Origin of the sequence: Bradyrhizobium sp. 159 (assembly GCF_023073795.1) — a bacterium.
Classification (GTDB): Bacteria; Pseudomonadota; Alphaproteobacteria; order Rhizobiales; family Xanthobacteraceae; genus Bradyrhizobium.
The window spans coordinates 16204-38550 of record NZ_JADPKE010000053.1 but is presented as its reverse complement, the minus strand read 5'-3'; the positions used below and the strand labels follow the sequence as shown (position 1 = coordinate 38550).

The 22347-nt window shown below is 63.7% G+C and carries 21 protein-coding genes; 12 read left to right on the top strand and 9 right to left on the bottom strand.

What is annotated here, in order from left to right; all coding sequences use genetic code 11:
- Positions 1–88 precede the first annotated feature (88 nt).
- Positions 89–916: a sterol desaturase family protein gene (locus IVA96_RS14160; RefSeq protein ID WP_247277834.1), complete on the bottom strand. Its 828-nt coding sequence runs from the start codon at positions 914–916 to the stop codon at positions 89–91.
- A gap of 265 nt (positions 917–1181) precedes the next feature.
- Here IVA96_RS14160 and IVA96_RS14155 point away from each other — a divergent pair, with 265 nt between their 5' ends.
- The 10 genes from IVA96_RS14155 (at position 1182) to IVA96_RS14110 (ending at position 10103) form a co-directional block, all read left to right on the top strand.
- Complete coding sequence (locus tag IVA96_RS14155; RefSeq protein WP_129274995.1) at positions 1182–1346, top strand: Flp family type IVb pilin; 165 nt, start codon at positions 1182–1184, stop codon at positions 1344–1346.
- Between the two features lie 77 nt (positions 1347–1423).
- Complete coding sequence (locus IVA96_RS14150) at positions 1424–1561, top strand: hypothetical protein (protein ID WP_247277941.1); 138 nt, start codon at positions 1424–1426, stop codon at positions 1559–1561.
- A gap of 119 nt (positions 1562–1680) precedes the next feature.
- Positions 1681–2205, top strand: a complete 525-nt coding sequence (locus tag IVA96_RS14145; RefSeq protein WP_247277835.1) for a prepilin peptidase — start codon at positions 1681–1683, stop codon at positions 2203–2205.
- A gap of 128 nt (positions 2206–2333) precedes the next feature.
- Positions 2334–3131, top strand: coding sequence for a Flp pilus assembly protein CpaB (gene cpaB, locus IVA96_RS14140; RefSeq protein ID WP_247277836.1), 798 nt, complete (start codon positions 2334–2336; stop codon positions 3129–3131).
- A gap of 11 nt (positions 3132–3142) precedes the next feature.
- The gene (locus tag IVA96_RS14135) at positions 3143–4618 is read left to right on the top strand and encodes a type II and III secretion system protein family protein (RefSeq protein WP_247277937.1); all 1476 of its coding nucleotides are present in this window, start codon (positions 3143–3145) and stop codon (positions 4616–4618) included.
- 20 nt (positions 4619–4638) lie between these two features.
- On the top strand, positions 4639–5373 hold the full coding sequence (locus tag IVA96_RS14130) for a CpaD family pilus assembly protein (RefSeq protein ID WP_247277837.1): 735 nt from the start codon (positions 4639–4641) through the stop codon (positions 5371–5373).
- A complete protein-coding gene (locus IVA96_RS14125; RefSeq protein WP_247277838.1) occupies positions 5370–6638 on the top strand; it encodes an AAA family ATPase in 1269 nt (422 codons plus the stop codon). Before IVA96_RS14130 ends, IVA96_RS14125 begins: the two co-directional genes overlap by 4 nt.
- Positions 6639–6658: 20 nt before the next feature.
- Positions 6659–8128: a CpaF family protein gene (locus IVA96_RS14120; RefSeq protein ID WP_247277839.1), complete on the top strand. Its 1470-nt coding sequence runs from the start codon at positions 6659–6661 to the stop codon at positions 8126–8128.
- 13 nt (positions 8129–8141) lie between these two features.
- On the top strand, positions 8142–9119 hold the full coding sequence (locus tag IVA96_RS14115) for a type II secretion system F family protein (RefSeq protein ID WP_247277840.1): 978 nt from the start codon (positions 8142–8144) through the stop codon (positions 9117–9119).
- Positions 9120–9128: 9 nt separating this feature from the next.
- Positions 9129–10103 (top strand): type II secretion system F family protein, encoded by a 975-nt coding sequence (locus IVA96_RS14110; protein WP_247277841.1) that lies wholly within the window; start codon positions 9129–9131, stop codon positions 10101–10103.
- A gap of 38 nt (positions 10104–10141) precedes the next feature.
- Here the strand turns inward: IVA96_RS14110 and IVA96_RS14105 are convergent, their stop codons facing one another.
- Positions 10142–10954, bottom strand: a complete 813-nt coding sequence (locus IVA96_RS14105) for a tetratricopeptide repeat protein (RefSeq protein WP_247277842.1) — start codon at positions 10952–10954, stop codon at positions 10142–10144.
- Between the two features lie 128 nt (positions 10955–11082).
- Positions 11083–11286 carry a hypothetical protein gene (locus IVA96_RS35805; protein WP_346347899.1) on the bottom strand — a complete coding sequence of 68 codons (204 nt, stop codon included), beginning with the start codon at positions 11284–11286 and terminating at the stop codon, positions 11083–11085.
- A 198-nt stretch (positions 11287–11484) separates the two neighbouring features.
- On the opposite strand from IVA96_RS35805, the gene IVA96_RS14095 reads away from it, so the two are divergent.
- Entirely contained in the window at positions 11485–12858 is a 1374-nt protein-coding gene (locus tag IVA96_RS14095; RefSeq protein WP_247277844.1) for a leucyl aminopeptidase family protein, read from the top strand.
- Entirely contained in the window at positions 12851–13696 is an 846-nt protein-coding gene (locus IVA96_RS14090; protein ID WP_247277845.1) for a C40 family peptidase, read from the top strand. Before IVA96_RS14095 ends, IVA96_RS14090 begins: the two co-directional genes overlap by 8 nt.
- A 45-nt stretch (positions 13697–13741) precedes the next feature.
- On the opposite strand, the gene IVA96_RS14085 is transcribed toward IVA96_RS14090, so the two are convergent.
- From IVA96_RS14085 to IVA96_RS14060, 6 genes are all read right to left on the bottom strand, one after another.
- Positions 13742–15379, bottom strand: a complete 1638-nt coding sequence (locus tag IVA96_RS14085) for an ABC transporter ATP-binding protein (protein ID WP_247277846.1) — start codon at positions 15377–15379, stop codon at positions 13742–13744.
- A 4-nt stretch (positions 15380–15383) separates the two neighbouring features.
- The gene (locus IVA96_RS14080; protein WP_247277847.1) at positions 15384–16562 is read right to left on the bottom strand and encodes an ABC transporter permease; all 1179 of its coding nucleotides are present in this window, start codon (positions 16560–16562) and stop codon (positions 15384–15386) included.
- Positions 16562–17671: a microcin C ABC transporter permease YejB gene (locus IVA96_RS14075; protein WP_247277848.1), complete on the bottom strand. Its 1110-nt coding sequence runs from the start codon at positions 17669–17671 to the stop codon at positions 16562–16564. The genes IVA96_RS14080 and IVA96_RS14075 overlap by 1 nt, the downstream gene beginning before the upstream one ends.
- A 2-nt stretch (positions 17672–17673) precedes the next feature.
- Positions 17674–19548 carry an extracellular solute-binding protein gene (locus IVA96_RS14070; RefSeq protein WP_247417895.1) on the bottom strand — a complete coding sequence of 625 codons (1875 nt, stop codon included), beginning with the start codon at positions 19546–19548 and terminating at the stop codon, positions 17674–17676.
- A gap of 14 nt (positions 19549–19562) precedes the next feature.
- On the bottom strand, positions 19563–21464 hold the full coding sequence (locus tag IVA96_RS14065; RefSeq protein ID WP_247417892.1) for an extracellular solute-binding protein: 1902 nt from the start codon (positions 21462–21464) through the stop codon (positions 19563–19565).
- 210 nt (positions 21465–21674) lie between these two features.
- The gene (locus tag IVA96_RS14060; protein WP_247277851.1) at positions 21675–22229 is read right to left on the bottom strand and encodes a cytochrome c family protein; all 555 of its coding nucleotides are present in this window, start codon (positions 22227–22229) and stop codon (positions 21675–21677) included.
- Between the last annotated feature and the right edge of the window lie 118 nt (positions 22230–22347).

Sequence of the window (22347 nt, the reverse complement as noted above, 5' to 3'; positions counted from 1 at the left end):
GACCCGACTAACCTGCCCTTAATTCGTGAACGTTCCGCAAACTCGCCGACTATTGTTTGAAGGGAGCTTCCGAATCGTCGGCGCCGCGCTAACGGCGGAACGGATAGGCGAGTTGCCCGCCGATTTCCTTCGGCATGGTCGCTTCGTCCTTGCCATAATCCTGCGGCAGCCTGCCCTCCGGCATCCGGAAGGTGCCGAACAGCACGTCCCAGATCGGGAACGTCCCGGCAAAGTTGGTGTCGCCGCCCTCTTCGAGCGAGGTGTGGTGCCAGCGGTGGAATACCGGCGTCGCCAGCACGTATCTGAACGGTCCGAAGGTCCAGTTCAAATTGGCGTGCACGAAGGCCGAATGAAAGGTGGTGAACGGACCGACCCAGATCATCACGTTGGGGGAGATACCGGCCATCAGCAGCACGACGTCGACGCTGATCGTCCCGAGCATGAGGTTGACGGGATGGAAGCGCGCCGCGGAAATCCAGCCGATCTCCTCCGACGAATGATGAATTGCGTGGTACTTCCAGAAGCCACCGTCGTGGAAAAGCCGGTGCAGCCAGTACAGCATGAAATCGGACAGCACCAGGAACAGCACGGCCTGTAGCCATAGCGGCAGCTGTGACAGCGGGCCATGGCCGTTGTCGTAGAAAGCGATGAGGTCGTCGGCATCGCGGATGCTGAAGACGACGCCGGCGCCCACGATCAGCAGTCCGATCCGCATGGTGCGGGCGAACACCGGCACGAAGAACCAGTAGCAGATGTCGGTGAGGATCTCCCGCTTGCGCCACCACGGCGCGCCGGGATTGCAGGCCCAGAAATGCTCGAGCACGGTGAAGATTGCTGCGAGCACCAGGGTGACGGGGACCATCTTCTGGATCGTCTCGCCGAGCATCAGGGCGACTTGCATGGGCAGGCTCGACATCGTCGCCTCACTTCCGAATTGCTGGTCCCGCCTAGGCCTACTCCGCTAGATTTAAGGGAGGGTGAAGCCGGCGGTGCATGCGCTGCATTCGGAACAGACCGAATTCAACTGCCGCGTTAAGACGAAATTCACTCTGGCCAAAAGCACCGCGCCACAAGCGGGTTTGCTCGAATGAATTAACGCTACCGAAAGAGCTCGACTCTCATGTTCGTCGCGTCAAAGACAGCGCCGAACGAGGCGATCCCATCCAGACGGAGTTTTGTTCATGAAGAACCTGATTGCGCGTTTCGCGAAGGACGAATCCGGTGCCACCGCCATCGAATACGGTCTGATCGCCGCCGGCATCGCGCTGGCCATCATCACCGTCGTCAACAATCTCGGCAGCACGCTGAACACCAAGTTCGGCTCGATCAGCACGTCGCTGAAGTAAGCGGCTTGACGAGCGACCGCAAAAGCCCCGGACCTCCGGGGCCTTTGTTTTTCTGAAGACGGCGAGTTCCAGTGGCGTTGCGCGAGTACAGAACCGATGCCGCCGTCGCGGCGAACGAGGCGGTGTCGCAGACCAGCTCGCCGGCCTATTGGGTCTGCCTTGCGCTGCTGCTGGCGACGCTCGTCCTCGCCGTGCGCATTGCCAGCCTCTGGTGAGCACGCTTGCGGCGGTGCCACCCCCGCCGCCCGGCTGCCGTTGTCGGTTTGTTTAGCACTGCCGGCTAGCATCCGCGCCGCCAGCTTCCGCGACACAACCAGGCCTCAAGACGCAGCCCATGATCCTCGACCTTGCGCGCCTTCTGCTCTTCCCGGCCCTCATGGCGTTCGCCGCCGCGAGCGATCTCTTCACGATGACGATCTCGAACCGCGTTTCGCTGGCGTTGGTCGCAGGCTTCTTCGCCCTCGCCCTCGCCGGTGGCATGGCACCTTACGAGGTGCTGAGCCATGTCGGTGCCGGCGCACTTCTCCTGATCGTGGCCTTCTCCTGCTTTGCGATGGGCTGGGTCGGCGGCGGCGATGCCAAGGTCGCGGCCTCGGTCGCACTCTGGTTCGGCTTTGCACATCTGATGAACTTCCTGCTCTACGCGTCGCTGTTCGGCGGGGCGCTGACGCTGCTCCTGCTCCAATTCCGGCAATGGCCGCTGCCCTACGGACTGGCGGGCCAGGCCTGGCTCGCACGGCTGCACGCCAAGGAGAGCGGCATTCCCTATGGAATCGCGCTCGCACTGAGCGCGCTGATGGTCTACCCGGAGACCGAATGGGTGAAGGCGATCGACCTCGCTCACCTCGTACTGCGCTGAACGCACCGGGTAAACCAGGCGTTAAGGCGATTTAGATACGCCTCATTAACCATGCTTTGACGAATAGCTGGTCAACTGCCGATTACGGCGGCGGCAGCGTCGCGGCGTTTTGTTGGAAACTGAAGCGTATGAATAGGGCACGCATTGTCGTCCTGACGGTCGCCATCGGCGCCGGCGGCGTCGCCGCGTACCTGGCGAGCGGCACGGACAATTCTGCGCCGCCTCCGGCTCCGGTCGCGCAGCTTCCGACCGTCGACGTTCTGGTCGCCAAGAACGATATCGGTCTCGGCCAGACAGTGAAGCCGGACGACGTGCAATGGCAGACTTGGCCGGCCGCGACCGCCAGCGCCACCTTCATCCGCCGCAACGAGCGTCCCGAGGGCGCGAGCCAGGTGACCGGCTCGATCGCGCGCGCTCCCTTCATCCAGGGTGAGCCGATCCGAGACCAGAAGCTGGTCAAGGCCGACGGCTCCGGCTTCATGGCGGCAATCCTGCCTTCCGGTATGCGGGCGATCTCGACCGAGATCTCGCCGGAGACCGGCGCAGGCGGCTTCATCCTGCCCAACGACCGCGTCGATGTGATCCTCACGCGCCGCCTCAAGAACCCGGACCAGAGCAGTGGCGCCCCGGACATTGTCACCTCCGAGATCATCCTCGCCAACATCCGCGTCCTGGCCATCGACCAAGCGCCGAAGGAGAAGGACGGCCAGAACACGGTGGTCGGCAAAACCGTGACCTTGGAGCTCAATGCGGCCCAGACCCAGGCGCTTTCGTCGGCCCGCCAGGCCGGAACGCTGTCGCTGGCATTGCGCAGCATATCCGACGTCAAGCTCAGCGAGATCACGCTCGACGAATCCGCGCAGAAGCGCGACGGCGTTTCGATCATTCGCTACGGCATTCCAAGTCAGACGGCAAAAGCACGATGAACACAGTCGATATGAAATGCAGGGCAAATCTGGCGACGATGCGAACCTCAGTGGTTCGCGCCCTGTCGTTTTCGGCCGTCCTCGCGCTGACGCTGAACCCGGCCCTCAGCCCGGTGGTCGCCGCCGACTACCGTCCCGTGGTGCCGGTCGCGGCCGACGGCCAGATGAACGCGCGTTTCCTCTCGCTCGGCATCGGCAAATCTGTCGTCATCGATCTGCCGCGGGACATCAAGGATGTGCTGGTCGCCGACCCCAAGATCGCCAATGCGGTGGTCCGCTCGGCGCAGCGCGCCTACATCATCGGCGCCTCGGTCGGCCAGACCAATATCGTGTTCTTTGATTCCGCCGGCCAGCAGATTGCGGCCTATGACATCGCGGTCAAGCGCGACCTCAACGGCGCGCGGGCCGCACTGAAGCAGATCCTGCCCAACTCCGACATCCAGATCGACGGCCTCGGCGACGGCATCGTCCTGACCGGCACGGCTGCGAACCCGCTCGAAGCGCAGCAGGCCAATGATCTCGCCGCGCGACTCGCCGGCGGCGCCGACAAGGTGGTGAACTCGATCGTGGTCCGCGGCCGCGATCAGGTCATGCTGAAGGTAACGGTGGCCGAAGTCCAGCGCAACATCGTCAAGCAGCTCGGCATCGACCTCTCCGCGAACCTGAACTACGGCACCTCCGTGGTGAGCTTCTCCAACTCCAACCCGTTCACGGCCCTTGGCCGCAATCTCGTGGACGGCAACAACCTGACCACGAAATTCGGCGCGACGCCGTCCGTGCAGGCCACCCTCCGCGCGATGGAGACCGCGGGCGTGATCCGTACGCTGGCCGAGCCGAATCTCACCGCGATCTCCGGCGAGTCGGCGACCTTCATTGCCGGCGGTGAATTCCCGGTGCCGGCAGGCTATGCGTGCGATCCGACCACGCATGTCTGTACCACCCAGATCAGCTTCAAGAAGTTCGGCATCTCGCTCAACTTCACTCCGGTGGTTCTGAGCGAGGGCAAGATCAGCCTGCGCGTGATGACCGAAGTCTCGGAACTGTCGAACGAGAATGCGATCACGCTCTCCCAGGCGGTGACCTCGACGTCGGTGAACTCGCTGACGGTGCCCTCGATCAGGACCCGTCGCGCCGAGACTTCGCTGGAAATTCCCTCGGGCGGCGCGATGGCGATGGCCGGCCTGATCCAGCAGCAGACCAAGCAGGCGGTCAGCGGACTGCCGGGGCTGATGCAGCTCCCGATCCTCGGCACGCTGTTCCGCAGCCGCGACTTCGTCAACAACGCGACCGAACTGGTCGTGATCGTGACGCCTTATGTCGTTCGCGCGGTTGCGCAAAAGGATCTGTCGCGGCCGGATGACGGCTTCGCCGCGCCTTCCGATCCGCAGGCCGAGCTGATCGGCAACATCAACCGCATCTACGGCGTGCCCGGTCGGACCGAACCGGCCAGAAATTACCGCGGCACCTACGGCTTCATCACCGACTGAAGCGGAACGGGGACTTCAAGATGATCACAAGACCACCCCAGCTTCGCAAACGCGCCATCCGCCTCGGTGGCGCGCTCGTCGGCATGGCGCTCGCCCTCGGCGGCTGCCAGCACGACGAAGCGGTCACCGCCTCCATTCCCGACGATTACAAGCAGCGCCATCCGATCGCGATCGAAGAGCAGAACCGCTCGATCGTCGTCTTCGTCGGCCACGCCCGCGGCGGCTTGACCGCCGCCCAGCGCGCCGACGTGATGGGCGTCGCCTCGGCCTGGCTGCACGAGGGCACCGGCGCGATCCGGATCGACGTGCCATCCGGCACGCCCAACGCACGTCCGGTCGCGGATACCATGCGTGAGATCCAGGCGATGCTGGCGGCGGCCGGCGTTCCGCCGCGCGGCGTCAACGTTCGCCCCTATCAGCCGGAAGACAAGCGCTTCCTGCCGCCGATCCGGCTCACTTACTCCAAGATCGCCGCGGTCGCGGGTCCCTGCGGCCTGTGGCCGGAGGACATCGGCCCCTCGATGAAGAACAAGAGCTGGTTCGAGAACAAGGACTATTACAATTACGGCTGCGCCTATCAGCGCAACCTCGCTGCGATGGTCAACAATCCGTCGGACCTCGAGCAGCCGAGGGCCGAAACGCCGTCCTACATGGCGCGTCGCACCACGCTCCTCGAGAAGTATCGCAAAGGAACGTCGACGGCGGTCTCCTATCCTGAAGCCGACAAGGCCAAACTCAGCGACACCGGCAAATGATCAGCTACGCTCGCCAGCCTCAAGAAGAGCAGCCGGAGGCCCCACCCCCGCCGGTCGATGAGCATATTGCGCCCTCGCCGCGTGTCTCGGTCCAGGCCTTCTGCGAGACCGTAGAGACCGCTGCCGCGGTGCAGTCGGCCGGCGAGGATCGCCGTCTCGGCAAAGCCCATCTGAAGATCCAGATGGGCGGCATGGCGGCGGCGATCGAAGCCTATCGCTCCGCCCCGACACCAAACGTGATCGTGCTCGAAAGCGACGGCCGCAACGATCTCCTGGGCGGGCTCGACCAGCTTGCCACCGTCTGCGACGCCGGCACCCGCGTGGTCGTGATCGGCCGCATCAACGACGTGATGCTCTACCGCGAGCTGGTGCGCCGCGGTGTCAGCGACTACGTGCTCGCGCCGGTCGGCGCGATCGACGTCGTGCGCTCGATCTGCAACCTGTTCTCGGCGCCCGAAGCCAAGGCAGTCGGCCGCATCATCGCCGTGGTCGGCGCCAAGGGCGGCGTCGGCGCTTCCACCATCTCCCACAACGTTGCCTGGGCGATCGCGCGCGATCTCGCGATGGATGCGGTCGTCGCCGATCTCGACCTCGCCTTCGGCACGGCCGGGCTGGACTACAACCAGGACCCGCCACAGGGCATCGCCGACGCCGTGTTCTCACCCGATCGCGTCGATACAGCCTTCATCGACCGTCTGCTGTCGAAATGCACCGACCATCTCAGCCTGCTGGCGGCGCCCGCGACGCTCGACCGCGTCTATGACTTCGGCTCCGACGCTTTCGATGCCGTATTCGACACGCTGCGCTCCACCATGCCCTGCATCGTGCTCGACGTGCCGCACCAATGGTCGGGCTGGACCAAGCGCGCCTTGATCGGAGCGGACGATATCCTGATCGTGGCCGCGCCAGATCTGGCGAATTTGCGCAACACGAAGAACCTGTTCGACCTTTTGAAGGCCTCGCGCCCCAACGACCGGCCGCCGCTCTACTGCCTGAACCAGGTCGGTGTTCCGAAACGTCCCGAAATCGCCGCCACGGAATTCGCCAAGGCGATCGAGAGCCAGCCGATCGCCTCGATTCCGTTCGAGCCGCAGATCTTCGGCTCGGCGGCCAATAACGGGCAGATGATTGCGGAGATCTCGGCCAATCACAAGTCGATCGAGATGTTCCTTCAGATCGCCCAGCGCCTGACCGGCCGGAGCGAGACCAAGAAACAAAAGTCGTCCTTGTTTTCACCCCTGATTGAGAAGTTGCGGGGAAAATAGCCGCCGCATGGAGTTGTTAAGTGTTCGGTAAGCGTAGCGGAACAGACACCGACCTTCGGGCTCCCAAGCCCGGCGCCGTGTTGCCCGAGCCTTCCCAGGCTCCGGCGGCAACGGTGTCGCGCGGCCCGCTCCCGCCGGCCGTCGCCTCGCCACCGCTTGCCCCTGCCAAGGCCCCGCCGCCTCCCGCCATGGAGAGCCGGCGCTCGGACAATTATTACGAGGTCAAGGCGACCATCTTCGGCGCGCTGATCGAGGCCATCGACCTCGCCCAGCTCGCCAAGCTCGATTCCGAGTCCGCCCGCGAGGAAATCCGCGACATCGTCAACGAGATCATCGCGATCAAGAACATCGTGATGTCGATCGCCGAGCAGGAGGAACTGCTCGACGATATCTGCAACGACGTGCTCGGCTATGGCCCCCTCGAGCCCCTGCTCGCGCGCGACGACATCGCCGATATCATGGTGAACGGCGCCGGCACCGTCTTCATCGAAGTCGGCGGCAAGATCCAGCGCACCGGAATCCGGTTTCGCGACAACCAGCAGCTCCTCAATATCTGTCAGCGCATCGTCAGCCAGGTCGGCCGGCGCGTCGACGAATCCTCACCGATCTGCGACGCGCGCCTCGCCGACGGCTCCCGCGTCAACGCTATCGTGCCGCCGCTCGCGATCGACGGCCCCGCCCTCACCATCCGCAAATTCAAGAAGGACAAGCTGACGCTCGATCAGCTCGTCAAGTTCGGCGCGATCTCGCCGGAAGGCGCAGAGATCCTCCAGATCATCGGACGGGTCCGCTGCAACGTGCTGATCTCCGGCGGTACCGGCTCGGGCAAGACGACGCTGCTCAATTGTCTGACCAACTACATCGAGCACGACGAGCGGGTCATCACCTGCGAGGACGCGGCCGAGCTCCAGCTCCAGCAACCTCACGTGGTCCGGCTCGAAACCCGCCCGCCCAACATCGAAGGCGAAGGCCAGGTCACCATGCGCGAGCTGGTGCGCAACTGCCTTCGTATGCGCCCCGAACGCATCATCGTCGGCGAAGTCCGCGGCCCCGAGGCGTTCGACCTGCTTCAGGCCATGAACACCGGCCATGACGGCTCGATGGGAACGCTGCACGCCAACAATCCGCGCGAGGCGCTGTCGCGCTGCGAATCCATGATCACTATGGGCGGCTTCTCTCTGCCCTCGCGCACCATTCGCGAGATGATCTGCGCATCCATCGATGTCATCATTCAGGCCGCACGCCTGCGTGACGGCTCGCGCCGGATCACCCACATCACCGAAGTGATGGGCATGGAAGGTGACACCATCATCACCCAGGATATCTTCCTCTACGACCTGATCGGCGAAGACGCCAACGGCAAGATCATCGGCCGGCACCGCTCGACCGGCATCGGCCGCCCGAAATTCTGGGAACGCGCCCGCTATTACGGCGAAGAGAAGCGCCTTGCCGCCGCGCTCGACGCCGCGGAAGTGGCGCCGACAACGTGAGGAGGTCAGCGTCGTGAACATGCAGGTCCTCGCGCTCGCGTTTCTCGCCACGGCCGCCGTCGGCGGCATCGCCTGGGTCTTCCTCTATCCACTCCTGTCAGGGGAGCGGAAAGCCGAAAACCGCCGCGCGGCGATCGCGCGTGCCGACGCGCCCGCGGCCAAGCAGACCGAGAAGAGCCAACGAACGCGCCGTGAGCAGGTCGAGACTTCGCTCAAGGATCTCGAGGCGCGGCGCCAGCAGGAGAAGCGGGTTCCGCTCAGTGTCCGCCTCTCGCAGGCAGGGCTCGACTGGACGGCGCAGAAATTCTGGGTGGTGTCCGCCGTCGTGGCGGGCGTGCTGTTCGCGGCCGCTCTGTTCGTCGGGGGCGGCCTGCTCGGTGCCGCCGGCCTGGCTTTTGCTGGCGGCTTCGGCCTGCCGCGCTGGGCACTGGGTTTCCTCAAGAAGCGCCGCGAGTCCAAGTTCCTGGCGGCGCTGCCTGATGCGGTCGACGTGATCGTGCGCGGCATCAAGGCGGGTCTGCCGCTGTTCGAATCGATCAAGGTCGTCGCTGCCGATTCACCGGAGCCGCTGCGCACCGAGTTCCTCCAGATCATCGAGACGCAGGCGATCGGCATGCCGCTCGGTGAGGCCTGCTTGCGTCTCTATGAGCGCATGCCGCTCCCAGAGGCGAACTTCTTCGGCATCGTTATCTCGATCCAGCAGAAATCGGGCGGCAACCTCTCCGAAGCGCTCGGCAACCTCTCCAAGGTGCTGCGCGACCGCAAGAAGATGAAGGAAAAGATTCAGGCGATGTCGATGGAGGCGAAGGCCTCGGCAGGCATCATCGGCTCGCTGCCGCCGATCGTGATGTTCCTCGTCTATCTCACGACGCCGCACTACATCTCGCTGCTTTGGACCCACCCGACCGGCCAGCTGATGCTGGTCGGCTGCGTCGTCTGGATGTCGATCGGCATCATGGTGATGAAGAAGATGATCAACTTCGATTTCTGACGGTGCCGTATGGTCGAGTTTCTCGTTTCGAAGCTACATGACGTCCGCTTCATGACCATGCTGCTGGCAGCCATTGCCGCCAGCGCCACCGTCTATACGCTGGTGATGCCGCTGTTTGCCGGCGAGGGACTCTCCAAGCGCATGAAGGCGGTGGCGAGCGAGCGTGAGCGCCTCCGGCAGCGCGAGCGCGAGCGCCTCAACAAGAACGAGAAGGTCTCGCTGCGCCAGTCGCCGAAGCAGCTCGTCTCCAAGGTGGTCGAGGACTTCAACCTCACCAAATGGCTGGCGCAGGAGGCCGCCCGCGACAAGCTCATCATGGCGGGCTACCGCGGCCAGGCGCCCTACATCACCTTCCTGTTTGCCCGCATGGTCGCTCCGATCGCGCTCTTCATCGGTACCGCCATCTACGTCTTCTTGATCGCGCACCTTGAGCAGGCGCTGCCGGTCAAGATCGGCATCTGCGTCGGCGCGGCCTATCTCGGCCTCCAGGCGCCGATGCTGTTCCTCAAGAACGCGATCTCCAAGCGCCAGCTCTCGATCAAGCGCGCCTTTCCCGACGCGCTCGACCTGCTGCTGATCTGCATCGAATCCGGCATGTCGGTCGAAATGGCGTTCCGCAAAGTCGCCACGGAGATCGTCGGCCAGTCGATCGCACTGTCGGAGGAGTTCGCACTGACCACGGCCGAGCTGTCCTACTTGCAGGACCGGAAGATGGCCTATGAGAACCTGGCGCGGCGCACCGGGCTCGAAGGCGTCAAGTCGGTCTGTCTGGCGCTTCAGCAGGCGGAGCGCTACGGTACGCCGCTCGGGCATTCCCTGCGTGTCATGGCGCAGGAAAACCGCGACATGCGCATGAATGAGGCCGAGAAGAAGGCCGCTGCGCTACCGCCGAAACTGACGGTGCCGATGATCCTGTTCTTCCTTCCGGTCCTGTTCGTCGTCATTCTCGGACCGACGGGCATCAAGATCACCGAGCTGCACTGACGCGAGAGACCCCCGCGCGCGGTCCAAGATCAGGCCGATTAATCGGGCTGGCCGAGCGAGGCGACCGGCGTCCGCTTCGGCGCCCCGCGCGGAGCGTCGTTGCGGTTCAGCATTTCCTTGAGATAGGCGACATTGGCCGCGGCCTGGTCCGGCGGCAGGTCCGCCTTCACGATGGTCTCGGCTTCGGCGAAGCGCCCTTGCAGGCCGACGACCAGACCGAGATTCTGCCGCACCCGGGCGCTCGCGCGCGGCGAAGCGTAAGCCTGTCGCAGCGCCTCTTCGGCCTTGGGCAGGTTCCTCGTCAACATGTAGGACAGGCCGAGATTGGAGAGGACGCCGGGATCACCTGGTGCGATCTTCAGGGCGCTCGCATAATAGGAGCGCGCCTCGTCGTGCCGGCCCATCTGGTCGAGCGCAGTACCTTGCACCGAGAGCAGGCGCCAGTCCGGATTGTCGGGCGAATGCGCCTTCGACAGCACGTCGAAGGCCTGCTGGAAATTGCCGTTGTCGGCGAGCGCGCGGCCGTACTGGGCGAGCAGCGCCTTGTTGCCGGGATTGGCGATGGTCGCCTGCTCGAGCACGGCGGCGGCCTGGGCACGCTGGCCATTGGCGCGCAAGGCCTGACCATAGGCGAGCGCGGCGTCAGCATCCTTGGGATTGGCGCGATAGCGCTCGCCATAGACTTCGGCAGCGCGCGCGGGATCGGCCGGAGCGGCTTCCGCCCGCGGCCCGACCGAGCCCGTGACCTCGGAGAGCTTCGACATGCCCGTGCAGCCGCCGAGGCCCATGGCCAACGCCGCGACCAGCGAGGTGGACGCAAGAAGCCGGGCAAGACTGAACCGTTGACGCATGACACTTTGACTCTCGAGCCGATTGATCGAGCCGAACGCGCCAGCAATAGACTGTTAACCCTAACGGCCAGTTAACACCGACGAGTGGGAGATACGAGAGCTTCCCGACGGCGGTTTCGTCCCGCCGGTCAATATTCGATGGCAAGTCGCTTGCGGATTTCATCGACGCGTTTGTCCAGCGCATCGAACCGCGCATGGACGGAGCGGTCGTGCAGATAGAAGAAGTAGCCGCCGGCAAGGAACGCGAAGATCCAATGATGATGCTCGACATAGCCGAAAATCGCCTCAACGGCCTGGCCGATGAATGTGACTACGCTCCACACAAATTCCATTGCATCCTCCCGGCAGGCGTCCTCGGCCGCCGGCGATTTCCATATCTGGCGGCCGTGCTCGGAACCTAGCATGGCCCCCTCGCTGCGAGTAGCGGCTCGCTGAACGGTGACAGCAAAGCCGATTGCGGCGGCGCCGAAACTCTGCGAAGTCTCGTCCGTTCGTACGACCCGCTTGATCTGACGATCCGGACCCGCCAAATGCCTTCTGTCTTCGAGACGTCGCCCACTGCCATCCCGATCACCTTCGTCACCAAATCGAGCTGGGATCAGGTCGCCGAGGCGCTGCCGGCGGCGCAGCGCCAGTTCGCGGCCGCGAGTGCCTTTGCCGCCAAGCCTGGCGGCTATCTCGCGCTGCCCGCGCCGGACGGCGCAATTGCACAGGTGCTGTTCGGCCTCGAGGACGAAGGCGCCAGATCGCGCGACCTGTTCCGGCCGGGCGCCCTGCCTGGGCTGCTGCCGCCGGGCACCTACCGTTTTGCCAATTCACCGCACGATGCACGGCTGGCGGCGCTGGCCTTCGCGCTCGGCAGCTACCGCTACGCCCGCTACCGCAAGGCTGACAGGCCCGGCGTCCGGCTGGTGCCGCCTGATGGCGTCGACGCGACCGAGATCGATCGCGTCGCCGACGCGGCGATGCTGGCACGCGATCTCATCAACACGCCGGCCAACGACATGGGACCAGAGCAGCTCGCCGCAGCCGCGCAGGCGCTCGCCGCCGAATTCGGCGCAAGCTTCGCCTGCACCATCGGTGACGATCTGAAGACGAATTTTCCGCTGATCCATGCCGTCGGCATGGCCTCTAGCCGTGCGCCGCGACTGATCGACATCGGCTGGGGCGATCCGGCTCATCCCAAGGTGACGCTGGTCGGCAAGGGCGTCTGCTTCGACACCGGCGGACTCGACCTGAAGCCGTCGAGCGGCATGCTGATCATGAAGAAGGACATGGGTGGCGCCGCCAATGTGCTGGCGCTCGCAGGCATGGTGATGGATGCGAAGCTGAAGGTCCGATTGCGCGTGCTGATTCCGGCCGTGGAGAACGCGGTCGCCGGCAACGCCTTCCGCCCCCTCGACATCTTCACCTCGCGCAAGGGCATCACGGTCGAGATCGGCAATACCGACGCGGAAGGCCGCCTCGTCCTCGCCGACGCGCTGGCGCTGGCCGATGAGGAAAAGCCGGAGCTGCTAATCGATTTGGGCACGCTGACCGGCGCGGCACGCGTTGCGCTGGGGCCGGATCTACCGCCTTTTTACACCAATGATGAGACGCTGGCGGCCGATGTCGCGCGTTGCGCGGTAAGGGAGAACGATCCGTTGTGGCGCATGCCGCTGTGGCCGCCTTACGATGCCTGGCTGGACTCCAAGACGGCGACCATCACCAATGCCCCGTCGGGCGGCTTTGCCGGCTCGATCACCTGCGCGCTATTCCTGCAACGCTTCGTCGAGCATGCCAGGAGCTGGCTGCATGTCGACATCTACGGCTGGACGCCGTCGGCGAAGCCGGCGCGGCCGGAGGGCGGCGAGTGCCAGGCTGCGCGCGCTCTCTATTCATTGCTGAGTGAGCGCTATGCATGATCCACGGCTGACGCCGGTGCGGGGCGACATCGCCGCGAAATATCTCCAAGGCAAGGTGGAGGCGAAACGCTTCGTCACTGGCGAGGAATTCGAGGTGGTCGAGGCCATCGCGGCCGTGCGTGAGCAGCCATCCTCGAATGCGAAGTTGATGACCGAGGCGCTGCGCGGTGAGCGCGTCACCATTTACGACCGCAACGGCGAAGGCTGGGCCTGGGGCCAGCTCAATGCCGACGGCTATGTCGGCTGGCTGCCGGATGCGGGCCTGGCTCGCCCCGCGGCAACGCCGACCCACGTCGTCAGTGTACTCCGGACGTTTGCGTTTCCCGGCCCTTCAATCAAGCTGCCGCCGGCCGACACGCTGGTGCTTGGATCAAAGCTCACGATCGTGCGCGAGCATGGGGCCTTCGCGGTGACGGGCGACGGAACGTTCTTGCCGAAGATCCATCTCGTCCCGCTCGATCATCGCGAGCCGGACTTCGTCGCCGTCGCCGAGCGCTTCGTCGGCACGCCCTATCTCTGGGGCGGCAAAAGCAGCTTTGGCATCGATTGCTCGGGCCTGGTGCAAGTCTCGCTGACTGCTGCCGGCATCGGCTGCCCGCGCGACAGCGACATGCAGCAGGCAGGCCTCGGCCGCGCGCTCGAGGCGCATGAGTGGGACAAGCTGCAACGCGGAGATCTGATCTTCTGGAAGGGCCACGTTGCCATCGTGCGCGACGGGGCCACCATGGTTCACGCCAACGCCTATCACATGGCCACCGTGATCGAACCAACCGGGCCGGCGCTTGCGCGCATCAGGCAGGCCGGCAGCGAGGTCGTCGCGATCAATCGGCTCGCTTAATCTCGTGGCGGCGGGCGACAGCTCTCCGTACAGAGAGGTGAAGCACTACGTCGCCACCGAGCCGTTGCCCGCAGTCTCCAGCCGGAACGCGGCGGCGAACAGCGCTCGGGTGTAATCCGTCTTCGGGTTCTTGAACAGCTCGGCGGCCTGCCCCTCCTCAACCACTTTGCCGCCGCGCATCACGATGAGATGGCTGGCGAGCGAGGCGACGACGCGCAGATCGTGCGAGATGAACATGTAGGTGAGCTCGCGCTTGCGCTGGAGCTCCCGCAACAGATCGACCATCTGCGCCTGGAACAGCATGTCGAGCGCGCTGGTCGGCTCGTCTAACACGACGAAATCCGGCTCCAGCACCACCGCCCGGGCGATGCTGATACGTTGGCGCTGGCCGCCGGAGAATTCATGGGGATAGCGGAAGCGCGTCTCTGGATTGAGTCCGACATCCTCGAGCGCCTTGACGACGCGGCCCTCGCGCTCCTCACGCGAGAGATTCGGCTGGTGCACGGAGAGCCCTTCGGCGATGATGTCGGCGACCGACATGCGCGGGCTGAGCGAGCCGAACGGGTCCTGGAACACGATCTGCATGTCGCGCCGGAAGGGCCGCATTTCCTTGAAGCGCAAGCCCTGGATGTCCTTGCCCAGGAACACGATCCGGCCGTTCGACGAGATCAGCCTTAGCAATGCGAGCCCCAGCGTGGTCTTGCCCGAGCCGGATTCGCCGACGACGCCGAGCGTCTCGCCCTTGCGCACCGCGAGGCTGACGCCGTCGACCGCCTTGATGTGGCCGACCGTCTTGCGCATCAAGCCGCGCTTGATCGGGAACCAGACCCTCAGATCGTTGGCCGACATCACTAACGGCGCACCCGGCTGCGGCGGCGCCGGATCGGGCTTCGGCTCCGCCGCGAGCAGGTCGCGCGTATAGGGATGCTTCGGGCTCTTGAAGACCTGCTCGACCGGCCCGTGCTCGACGATCACGCCGCCCTTCATGACGCAGACCGTATCGGCGATGCGGCGGACGATACCGAGATCGTGGGTGATGAAGAGCAGGCTCATGCCGAGCCGCGCGCGAATCTCAGCGAGCAGCGCCAGGATCTGCGCCTGCACGGTGACGTCGAGCGCCGTGGTCGGCTCGTCCGCAATCAAGAGGTCCGGCTCATTGGCGAGCGCCATCGCGATCATCACGCGCTGGCGCTGGCCACCGGAGAGCTGGTGCGGATAGCTCTTCAGCCGCGTCTCCGGCTCGGGAATACCCACCTGGGTCAATAGCTCGAGCGTCCGCTTGCGCGCCTCGGCATTGCTGGTCGGATTATGCAGCTGGATCATCTCGCCGATCTGCGCCTCGATCGTGTGCAGCGGATTGAGCGAGGTCATCGGCTCCTGGAAGATGATGGAGATGTCGCTGCCGCGAATCCCCCGCATCTGCTGCTCGGACTGGTCGATCAGCTCCTGCCCTTTGAAGCGGATGCTGCCGGAGGGATGCGAGGCGTTCGGATAGGGCAGCAGCTTCAGGATCGAGAGCGCGCTGACCGATTTGCCGGAGCCGGATTCGCCCACCAGCGCCACGCATTCGCCGCGCTTGATCTGGAACGAGACCTTGTCGACCGCGAGCGTGGTAGCGCCGCCCTGGTGGAAGGCGACAGAGAGATCGCGCACGCTGAGCAGAGGCTGGTTGATCGCGTCCATTGGCTCACCTGAACGTCTTGCGCGGATCGAAGGCGTCGCGCACGGCTTCGCCGATGAAGATCAAGAGCGACAGCATGATCGCGACCGAGAAGAAGCCGGAGAAGCCGAGCCAAGGTGCTTGCACATTGGCTTTCGCCTGGGACAGCAATTCGCCCAGCGAAGGCGATCCCGGCGGCAGGCCGAAGCCCAGGAAATCGAGCGCCGTCAGCGTCATCACCGAGCTCGACACGATGAAGGGCAGGAACGTCATGGTCGCGACCATGGCGTTCGGCAGCAGGTGGCGGAACATGATGACCTGATTAGACACGCCAAGCGCCCGCGCCGCCTGAATGTATTCGAAGTTGCGCCCGCGCAGGAACTCGGCCCGCACGAGACCCACCAGTGAGACCCAGGAGAACAGCAACAGGATGCCGAGCAGCACGAAGAAGCCGGGCACGAGGACCGAGGACAGGATCAGGAGAAGGTAGAGCGAGGGAATCGCCGTCCAGATCTCGATGAAGCGCTGGAAGATGAGATCGACCCGACCGCCGAAATAGCCCTGCACCGCCCCCGCCGCGATGCCGATCACCGACGAGATGATGGTGAGACACAGGCCGAACAGCACCGAGATGCGGAAGCCGTAGATCAGTCGTGCGACCACGTCGCGTCCCTGATCGTCGGTGCCGAGCCAGTTGTATTCGAGGTCGCGGCAGCTCTTCAGCCCCTTCTTCTCCACCACCGGCTTGCATTGCTTCTCGGTCAGCATCCAGGTCGGCGGCGACGGCGCCGGCGTCGGCAGGTCAAGATTGTGGGTATCGTAAGAATAGCGGATCAGCGGCCAGACGATGCTGCCGCCCTTGTCCTTGATCAGCTTCTGCAAAAAGGGATCGCGGTAGTCGGCCGCAGTCTCGAAGTCGCCGCCGAAGGTGGTTTCCGAATAGGTCACGAAGGCCGGCCAATAGAGCCGGCCGTCGAACTTGATCAGGAAAGGCCGGTCGTTGGCGATCAACTCGGCGAACAGCGAGACCACGAACAGAATAATGAACATCCAGAACGACCAATAGCCGCGGCGGTTCGCCTTGAAGTTCTGCCATCGCCGCCGGTTGAGCGGCGAAGGCGCGAACGACTTGCGCGTGATTGGAACGACCTCACCCAGCGGAGACTGCGTCGTGGTCTCGATCGGCGTCGGCGCGATAATTGTCATCAGACCTCCCGCGCCTCGAAATCGATCCGGGGGTCGATCCACATATAGGTCAGGTCGGAGATCAGGTTGATCACGAGGCCGACCAACGAAAAGATGTAGAGCGTGCCGAACACCACGGGATAGTCACGGTTGAGCACGCTCTCGAAACTGAGCAGCCCGAGCCCGTCCAGCGAGAAGATGGTCTCGATCAGCAGCGAGCCCGAGAAGAAGGCGTGGATGAACGTCCCTGGAAAACCGGCGATCACGATCAGCATCGCATTGCGGAACACATGGCCGTAAAGCACCCGGCCCTCGCTGCACCCCTTGGCGCGCGCGGTCATGACATACTGCTTGCGAATCTCGTCCAGGAACGAATTCTTGGTCAGGAACGTCATGGTGGTGAACGCGCCGAGCCCCATGGCGATCAGCGGCAGCGTCAGATGCCAGAAATAATCGAGGATCTTCCAATACCAGGGAAACTGCGACCAGCCGTCCGAGGTCAGTCCACGCAGCGGGAACCAGTTGAAGAACGAGCCGCCGGCAAACAGGATGATGAGGAGGATGGCGAACAGAAATCCGGGAATGGCATAGCCGAGCACGAGCACGGTCGACGTCCAGGTGTCGAAGCGCGTGCCGTCCTTGACCGCCTTGCGGATGCCAAGTGGGATCGAGATCAGATAAGTAATCAGAGTCAGCCAGATCCCGAGCGAAATCGAGACCGGCAGCTTCTCCTTGATCAGCTGGATCACGCTGACATCGCGGAAATAGCTCTTGCCGAAATCGAAGCGCGCGAAATTCCAGACCATCAGGAGAAAGCGTTCCGGTGCCGGCTTGTCGAAACCGAACTGTACCTCGAGCTTCTTGATGAAGTCAGGATCAAGACCTTGCGCGCCGCGATATTTCGAGTTGATAGCGTCGCCACCGGCCCCGACTTGCCCCGGTGCACGCTGAGCGAAGTCGCCGCCGCCCGATATGCGCGAGCTGCCGCCGGTGTCGGCGCCGGAGAGCTGCGCGATCACGCGCTCGACCGGGCCACCCGGCGCGAACTGCACGACGATAAAGGACACGAAGAGAATCCCGAGCAGCGTCGGGATCATCAAGAGGATGCGGCGGGCGATATAGGCGCTCATGATTATTTCGCCTGCTCGAGCTTGGCGGCCTTGGCGGGTTCATGCCACCAGATGTCGGGTGCGCCGACGCCGTTGGCATAACGCGGCAGCTTCTGAGGGTGGCCGAACTGATCCCAATAAGCCAGCCGGTGCGTCTTGTTGTACCATTGCGGCACCCAATATCGGCCGGCGCGGAACAGACGGTCGAAGGCGCGGCACGCGATGGTCAAATCTTCTCGGCTGTCCGCCGCCATGATCTTTTCGATCATGGCGTCGATGGCCGGGCTGGCGACGCCTGCGAGATTGTATGAGCCTTTGGTCGCAGCGACCTGCGAAGAAAAGAATGCGCGCATGGCGTCGCCGGGCGTCGCCGACATGCTGAAGCGCTGGATCGTCATATCGAAGTCGAACTCTTCCTGGCGCGCCCTGTATTGCACGGCATCGACGAGGCGCACGCTCGCTTCGATGCCGAGCGTCCCCAGGTTCTTGATGTAGGGCGCGTGGTGCGGCTGGAAGGAGGGCTCGTCCAGCAGGAATTCGATCCTGAACACCTCTCCGTTCGGCAGCACCCGCTTGCCATCCTTGATCGGGACACCGGCTTCGTTTAGCAATTGCTGCGCCTTGCGCAGCAGGCTCCGGTCTTGCCCGGAGCCGTCCGAGACCGGCGGCGTGAATGGGGCCGCGAACACGTCGTCCGGCACATGGCCGCGAAACGGCTCCAGCAGTTTCAGCTCGTCCGGCGAAGGAGGCGCGTCGCCCGCCATGAGATCCGAGTTCTGGAACGGTGACACCGTACGGGCATAAGCGCCGTACATGATAGTCTTGTTGGTCCACTCGAAGTCAAAGGCATTGATGAGGGCTTCGCGCACGCGGGGGTCTTTGAACTTGTCACGCCGCGTGTTGATGAACCAGCCCTGCGCGCCTGACGGCGTTTCGTCGGGCACGACCTCGAGCTTGACGCGACCATCCTTGACGGCCGGGAAGTCATAGCGCGTCGCCCAGATGCGTGAGGTGAATTCCTCACGGTAGAGATAGTTCTTGCCGGTGAAGCCTTCGAAGGCGACATCACGGTCGCGATAGAATTCATAACGCACGACGTCGAAATTGTAGCTGCCGCGGCAAACCGGCAGATCGGCAGCCCACCAGTCCTTGACCCGCTCGAATTCGATGTAGCGATTGACCTCGAATCTCCCGACCCTGTACGGCCCCGAGCCGAGCGGAATATCCAGCGTCGATTCGTCGAACGGCCGGGACGCGTAATACGCTTTCGAAAAGATCGGCAGGCCCGCGGCATAGAGCGGCACGTCGCGCGCCCGCCCCTTGGCAAAGGTGACAACGAGCGTGGCATCGTCGATCGCTTCCGCGCTCACCATGTCGCGGAGCTGCACGATGAGCAGCGGATGCCCCTTGGTCTTCAGCGCGGTCAGTGAGAACGCGGCATCATGCGCGGTGAGCTTGGTGCCGTCGTGGAATTTCGCCTCCGGCCGCATCGTGAAGCGATAGACCAGCCGGTCCGGCGATATCTGCACGGATTTGGCGGCCAGCCCGTACATCGCGTCCGGCTCGTCACTCGCCCGCACCATCAGCGGCGAAAACGTCATGTCCATGCCTTGCGCGCCGTCGCCCTTGAGGATGAAGGCATTGAGCGAGTTGAAGGTCTGGTAGGACTGGTTATACGATTTCGCCGACGGGATGAGCGAGAACGTGCCGCCCTTCGGCGCGCCCGGATTGATATAATCGAAATGATGGAAATCGGCGGGATATTTGAGATCGCCGAACGCCGAGATGCCGTGGGCCTCGGGCGGCATTTCCGATGCCGTTGCGCCGCGCTGCCAGGCGGCGCCGAGCGCACCGGCGGCACCCAGGGCAAGCACATGCCGGCGTGAAAGCTGCGCCATGCGCAAAGGCTCCCTCAAGAGCGTTTTCCGATCCGCGCCGCTTTTTCGGCGTCATACCACCACAGCGTCGGCAGGCCGGACCGTCCATATTTCGGCATTGGCTCGGCGTGGCTGAAGCGATCCCAGCGGGCATAGCGCGCGAACGGATAGGTGAACTGCGGAACCACGTAGAAATTCCAGAGCAGCACGCGATCGAGCGCATGGGTGGCGGCGACGAGGCCAGCGCGATCCTTGGCGAAGATCACCTTCTCGATCAAGGCATCCACGGCAGGGTTCTTGATGCCGATGGTGTTGCGCGCACCAGGCACGTCGGCCGCCTGCGAGCCCCAGAACTCGCGTTGCTCGTTGCCCGGCGAGAGCGACTCGCCCCACTGATCGATGATCATGTCGAAGTCGAAGCTGCGCAGCCGGTTCTGGTACTGCGCATCGTCGACGGTACGAACCGACGCATTGACGCCGATTCGCTCCAGCGACGGCTTGTAGAACAGTGCGATTCGCTCTGATGAGGGATCCTGCACCAGGATTTCGATCGTCAGAACCTTGCCCGAGGCGTCTACCAGCTTGTGGTCGCGGACTTCGAAACCGGCCTCTTTCAGCAGCTTTGCCGCTTCGCGCAGATTGGCGCGCACGGCCTCTGGAGTGCCGCCGACCGGATTCTGGTAAGGCGTGGTGAAAACTTCCGGCGGCACCTTGTCCTTTACCGTTTCAAGGATCTGCAGCTCCTCCCCCTGGGGCAGCCCGGTCGCGGCGAGTTCCGTGCCTTCGAAATAGCTGTTGATGCGCTTGTACTGACCGAAGAAGAGCTGCTTGTTCATCTCCTCGAAATCGAAGGCATAGTTGAAGGCGCGCCGCACCCGCGCGTCCTTGAATTGGGGACGCCTGATGTTGACGACGAAGGCCTGCATGCGGCCGGAATCGTTGATCGGAAATTCTTCCTTGATGACCCGCTTCTCCGCGACCGCCGGGAAGTCGTAGGCCGTCGCCCATTGCTTGGCGGAGTTTTCCGCGATCCAGTCGGCCTGGTCGGCCTTAAAGGCTTCCAGCGCCACGAGGTTGTCACGGAAGAACTCGAAGCGCAGCTCGTCGAAATTGTTGGTGCCGATCTGGCTGGGGAGATTGGCACCCCAATGATCTTTCACCCGCTCCAGCTTGATCGAGCGTCCCGCCACGAATTCCTTGATCCGGTACGGCCCGGAGCCCAGCGGGATCTCCAGCGTGGTCGCGCTGACGTCGCGTTTGCGCCCCTGGGCGTCGGTGCCTTCCCACCAATGTTTCGGCAGCACGGTCAATTCGCCGACGATGGTCGGCAGTTCGCGGTTGCCCGGCCCGTCGAAGCTGAACTTGACGTCGCGCTCGCCAACTTTCTCCGCCTTGCTCACGTGGCGATAGTAGGACGCGTACATGGGGCTCTGCTGCTTGAACGTCTCCAGCGAGAAAATGACGTCCTCCGGCGTCACCGGCTTGCCGTCATGCCAGCGGGCTTCCTTGCGCAGGCGATAGATCACCCAGGAAAAATCGTCCGGATGTTGTGCCGCCTCGGCAAGCTCGCCGTACTCGGTCGCCACCTCGTCCTGCGCCCGGGTCATGAGCGTTTCGTAGATCATCGCCGCGGCTGGAGCGAGGGAGCCCTTGATGCCGGCGACCGCGAGGTTGAAATTGTCGAAGGTGCCGATCGAGATCAGGCGGGCAACGCCGCCTTTGGGCGCATCCGGATTGACGTAATCGAAGCGCTTGAAGTCGGCGGGGTACTTGATATCGCCGAACAGCGACAGAGCATGGCGCCAAGGAAGCCCGTTTTCATTGGCTGATTGCGCCGCTGCCGTGCCGATGACGGAAACGCGGCCCATGGAACTGAGGGCGGGGAGAGCTGCGGCCGCAGTGCCGGAGAGCAGGAGATCGCGTCGGGTAATGGCCAAATCAACATTCCCTGTCTTGAAGGAGGCTACTCCTTTAAGTTCCCAATATAGGCGAGGTTTCGACCGAGTAGGTTGCTTTTTGCTCATCTTGAAAGCCCAGCCGGCCTATCGGATGCGGCCAAACGCCCCGATGACGTCGCCGCGAGGCCGGATAAGCAAACGGCCAGGCTTTTCAGCCTGGCCGCAGATTCCAAGAGAGAATTTTGAGGCTTACTTAGACGCCGTCGGCAGCGGCTGCGGATGCTCCGACAACGAATTCAGATAGGCAATGACGTCGGCCCGCTCGGAATCCTTCGGGATACCAGCGAAGCCCATTGCAGTGCCCGGGATGAAGCCCTTCGGATTGGCGATGAACTTGTTGAGATCGTCGAACGTCCAGGTGCCGCCCTTGGCTTTCATGGCGGCCGAGAAGTTGAACCCGCGGCCTTCGCCCTTCGGCTCGCCGACAACGCCATAAAGGTTCGGACCGACGCGATTCGGGCCGCCCTTTTCGAAGGTATGACAGGCGCCACACTTCTTGGCGGCCGCCGCGCCCTTTTCGACGGAGGCGGTCTGGAGCAGCTTTTCGATCGGCTCCGAGGAGGCTGCAGCGGCGGCGCCGCCCTCCTTGCCGTGGCCAGCATCTTCCTTCACCGCGATCTCGAAGCCCGGCTTTTCCGGCATCTTCGGCGAGAAAAGCGCCTGGGCGGTGAAGCTCGTCACGAGCAGCACGAGACAGGTGCCAAGAACAGCACCGAGAATCTTGTTGAGTTCGAAAGAATCCATTTCCGGCCAGGCCCCACCGCAAGAAGGAAACGGCGGCCCAAGCGGCCGCCAGGACGAGCCTCGGGAGAAAACGTTCCTTATTGTTTCCCCGAGTTTTGTCATTGAGATATCGGTTTGC

What these genes read in the sequence shown, in the direction of transcription:
- IVA96_RS14075 (WP_247277848.1), bottom strand. Translation starts at nt 17,671, where the DNA reads ATGAGCGCCTATATCGCCCGCCGCATCCTCTTGATGATCCCGACGCTG.
- IVA96_RS14110 (WP_247277841.1), top strand. Translation starts at nt 9,129, where the DNA reads ATGGTCGAGTTTCTCGTTTCGAAGCTACATGACGTCCGCTTCATGACC.
- IVA96_RS14090 (WP_247277845.1), top strand. Translation starts at nt 12,851, where the DNA reads ATGCATGATCCACGGCTGACGCCGGTGCGGGGCGACATCGCCGCGAAA.
- cpaB (WP_247277836.1), top strand. Translation starts at nt 2,334, where the DNA reads ATGAATAGGGCACGCATTGTCGTCCTGACGGTCGCCATCGGCGCCGGC.
- IVA96_RS14060 (WP_247277851.1), bottom strand. Translation starts at nt 22,229, where the DNA reads ATGGATTCTTTCGAACTCAACAAGATTCTCGGTGCTGTTCTTGGCACC.
- IVA96_RS14095 (WP_247277844.1), top strand. Translation starts at nt 11,485, where the DNA reads ATGCCTTCTGTCTTCGAGACGTCGCCCACTGCCATCCCGATCACCTTC.
- IVA96_RS14160 (WP_247277834.1), bottom strand. Translation starts at nt 916, where the DNA reads ATGTCGAGCCTGCCCATGCAAGTCGCCCTGATGCTCGGCGAGACGATC.
- IVA96_RS14155 (WP_129274995.1), top strand. Translation starts at nt 1,182, where the DNA reads ATGAAGAACCTGATTGCGCGTTTCGCGAAGGACGAATCCGGTGCCACC.
- IVA96_RS14070 (WP_247417895.1), bottom strand. Translation starts at nt 19,548, where the DNA reads ATGGCGCAGCTTTCACGCCGGCATGTGCTTGCCCTGGGTGCCGCCGGT.
- IVA96_RS14145 (WP_247277835.1), top strand. Translation starts at nt 1,681, where the DNA reads ATGATCCTCGACCTTGCGCGCCTTCTGCTCTTCCCGGCCCTCATGGCG.
- IVA96_RS14105 (WP_247277842.1), bottom strand. Translation starts at nt 10,954, where the DNA reads ATGCGTCAACGGTTCAGTCTTGCCCGGCTTCTTGCGTCCACCTCGCTG.
- IVA96_RS14130 (WP_247277837.1), top strand. Translation starts at nt 4,639, where the DNA reads ATGATCACAAGACCACCCCAGCTTCGCAAACGCGCCATCCGCCTCGGT.
- IVA96_RS14085 (WP_247277846.1), bottom strand. Translation starts at nt 15,379, where the DNA reads ATGGACGCGATCAACCAGCCTCTGCTCAGCGTGCGCGATCTCTCTGTC.
- IVA96_RS14135 (WP_247277937.1), top strand. Translation starts at nt 3,143, where the DNA reads ATGAAATGCAGGGCAAATCTGGCGACGATGCGAACCTCAGTGGTTCGC.
- IVA96_RS14125 (WP_247277838.1), top strand. Translation starts at nt 5,370, where the DNA reads ATGATCAGCTACGCTCGCCAGCCTCAAGAAGAGCAGCCGGAGGCCCCA.
- IVA96_RS35805 (WP_346347899.1), bottom strand. Translation starts at nt 11,286, where the DNA reads ATGGAATTTGTGTGGAGCGTAGTCACATTCATCGGCCAGGCCGTTGAG.
- IVA96_RS14080 (WP_247277847.1), bottom strand. Translation starts at nt 16,562, where the DNA reads ATGACAATTATCGCGCCGACGCCGATCGAGACCACGACGCAGTCTCCG.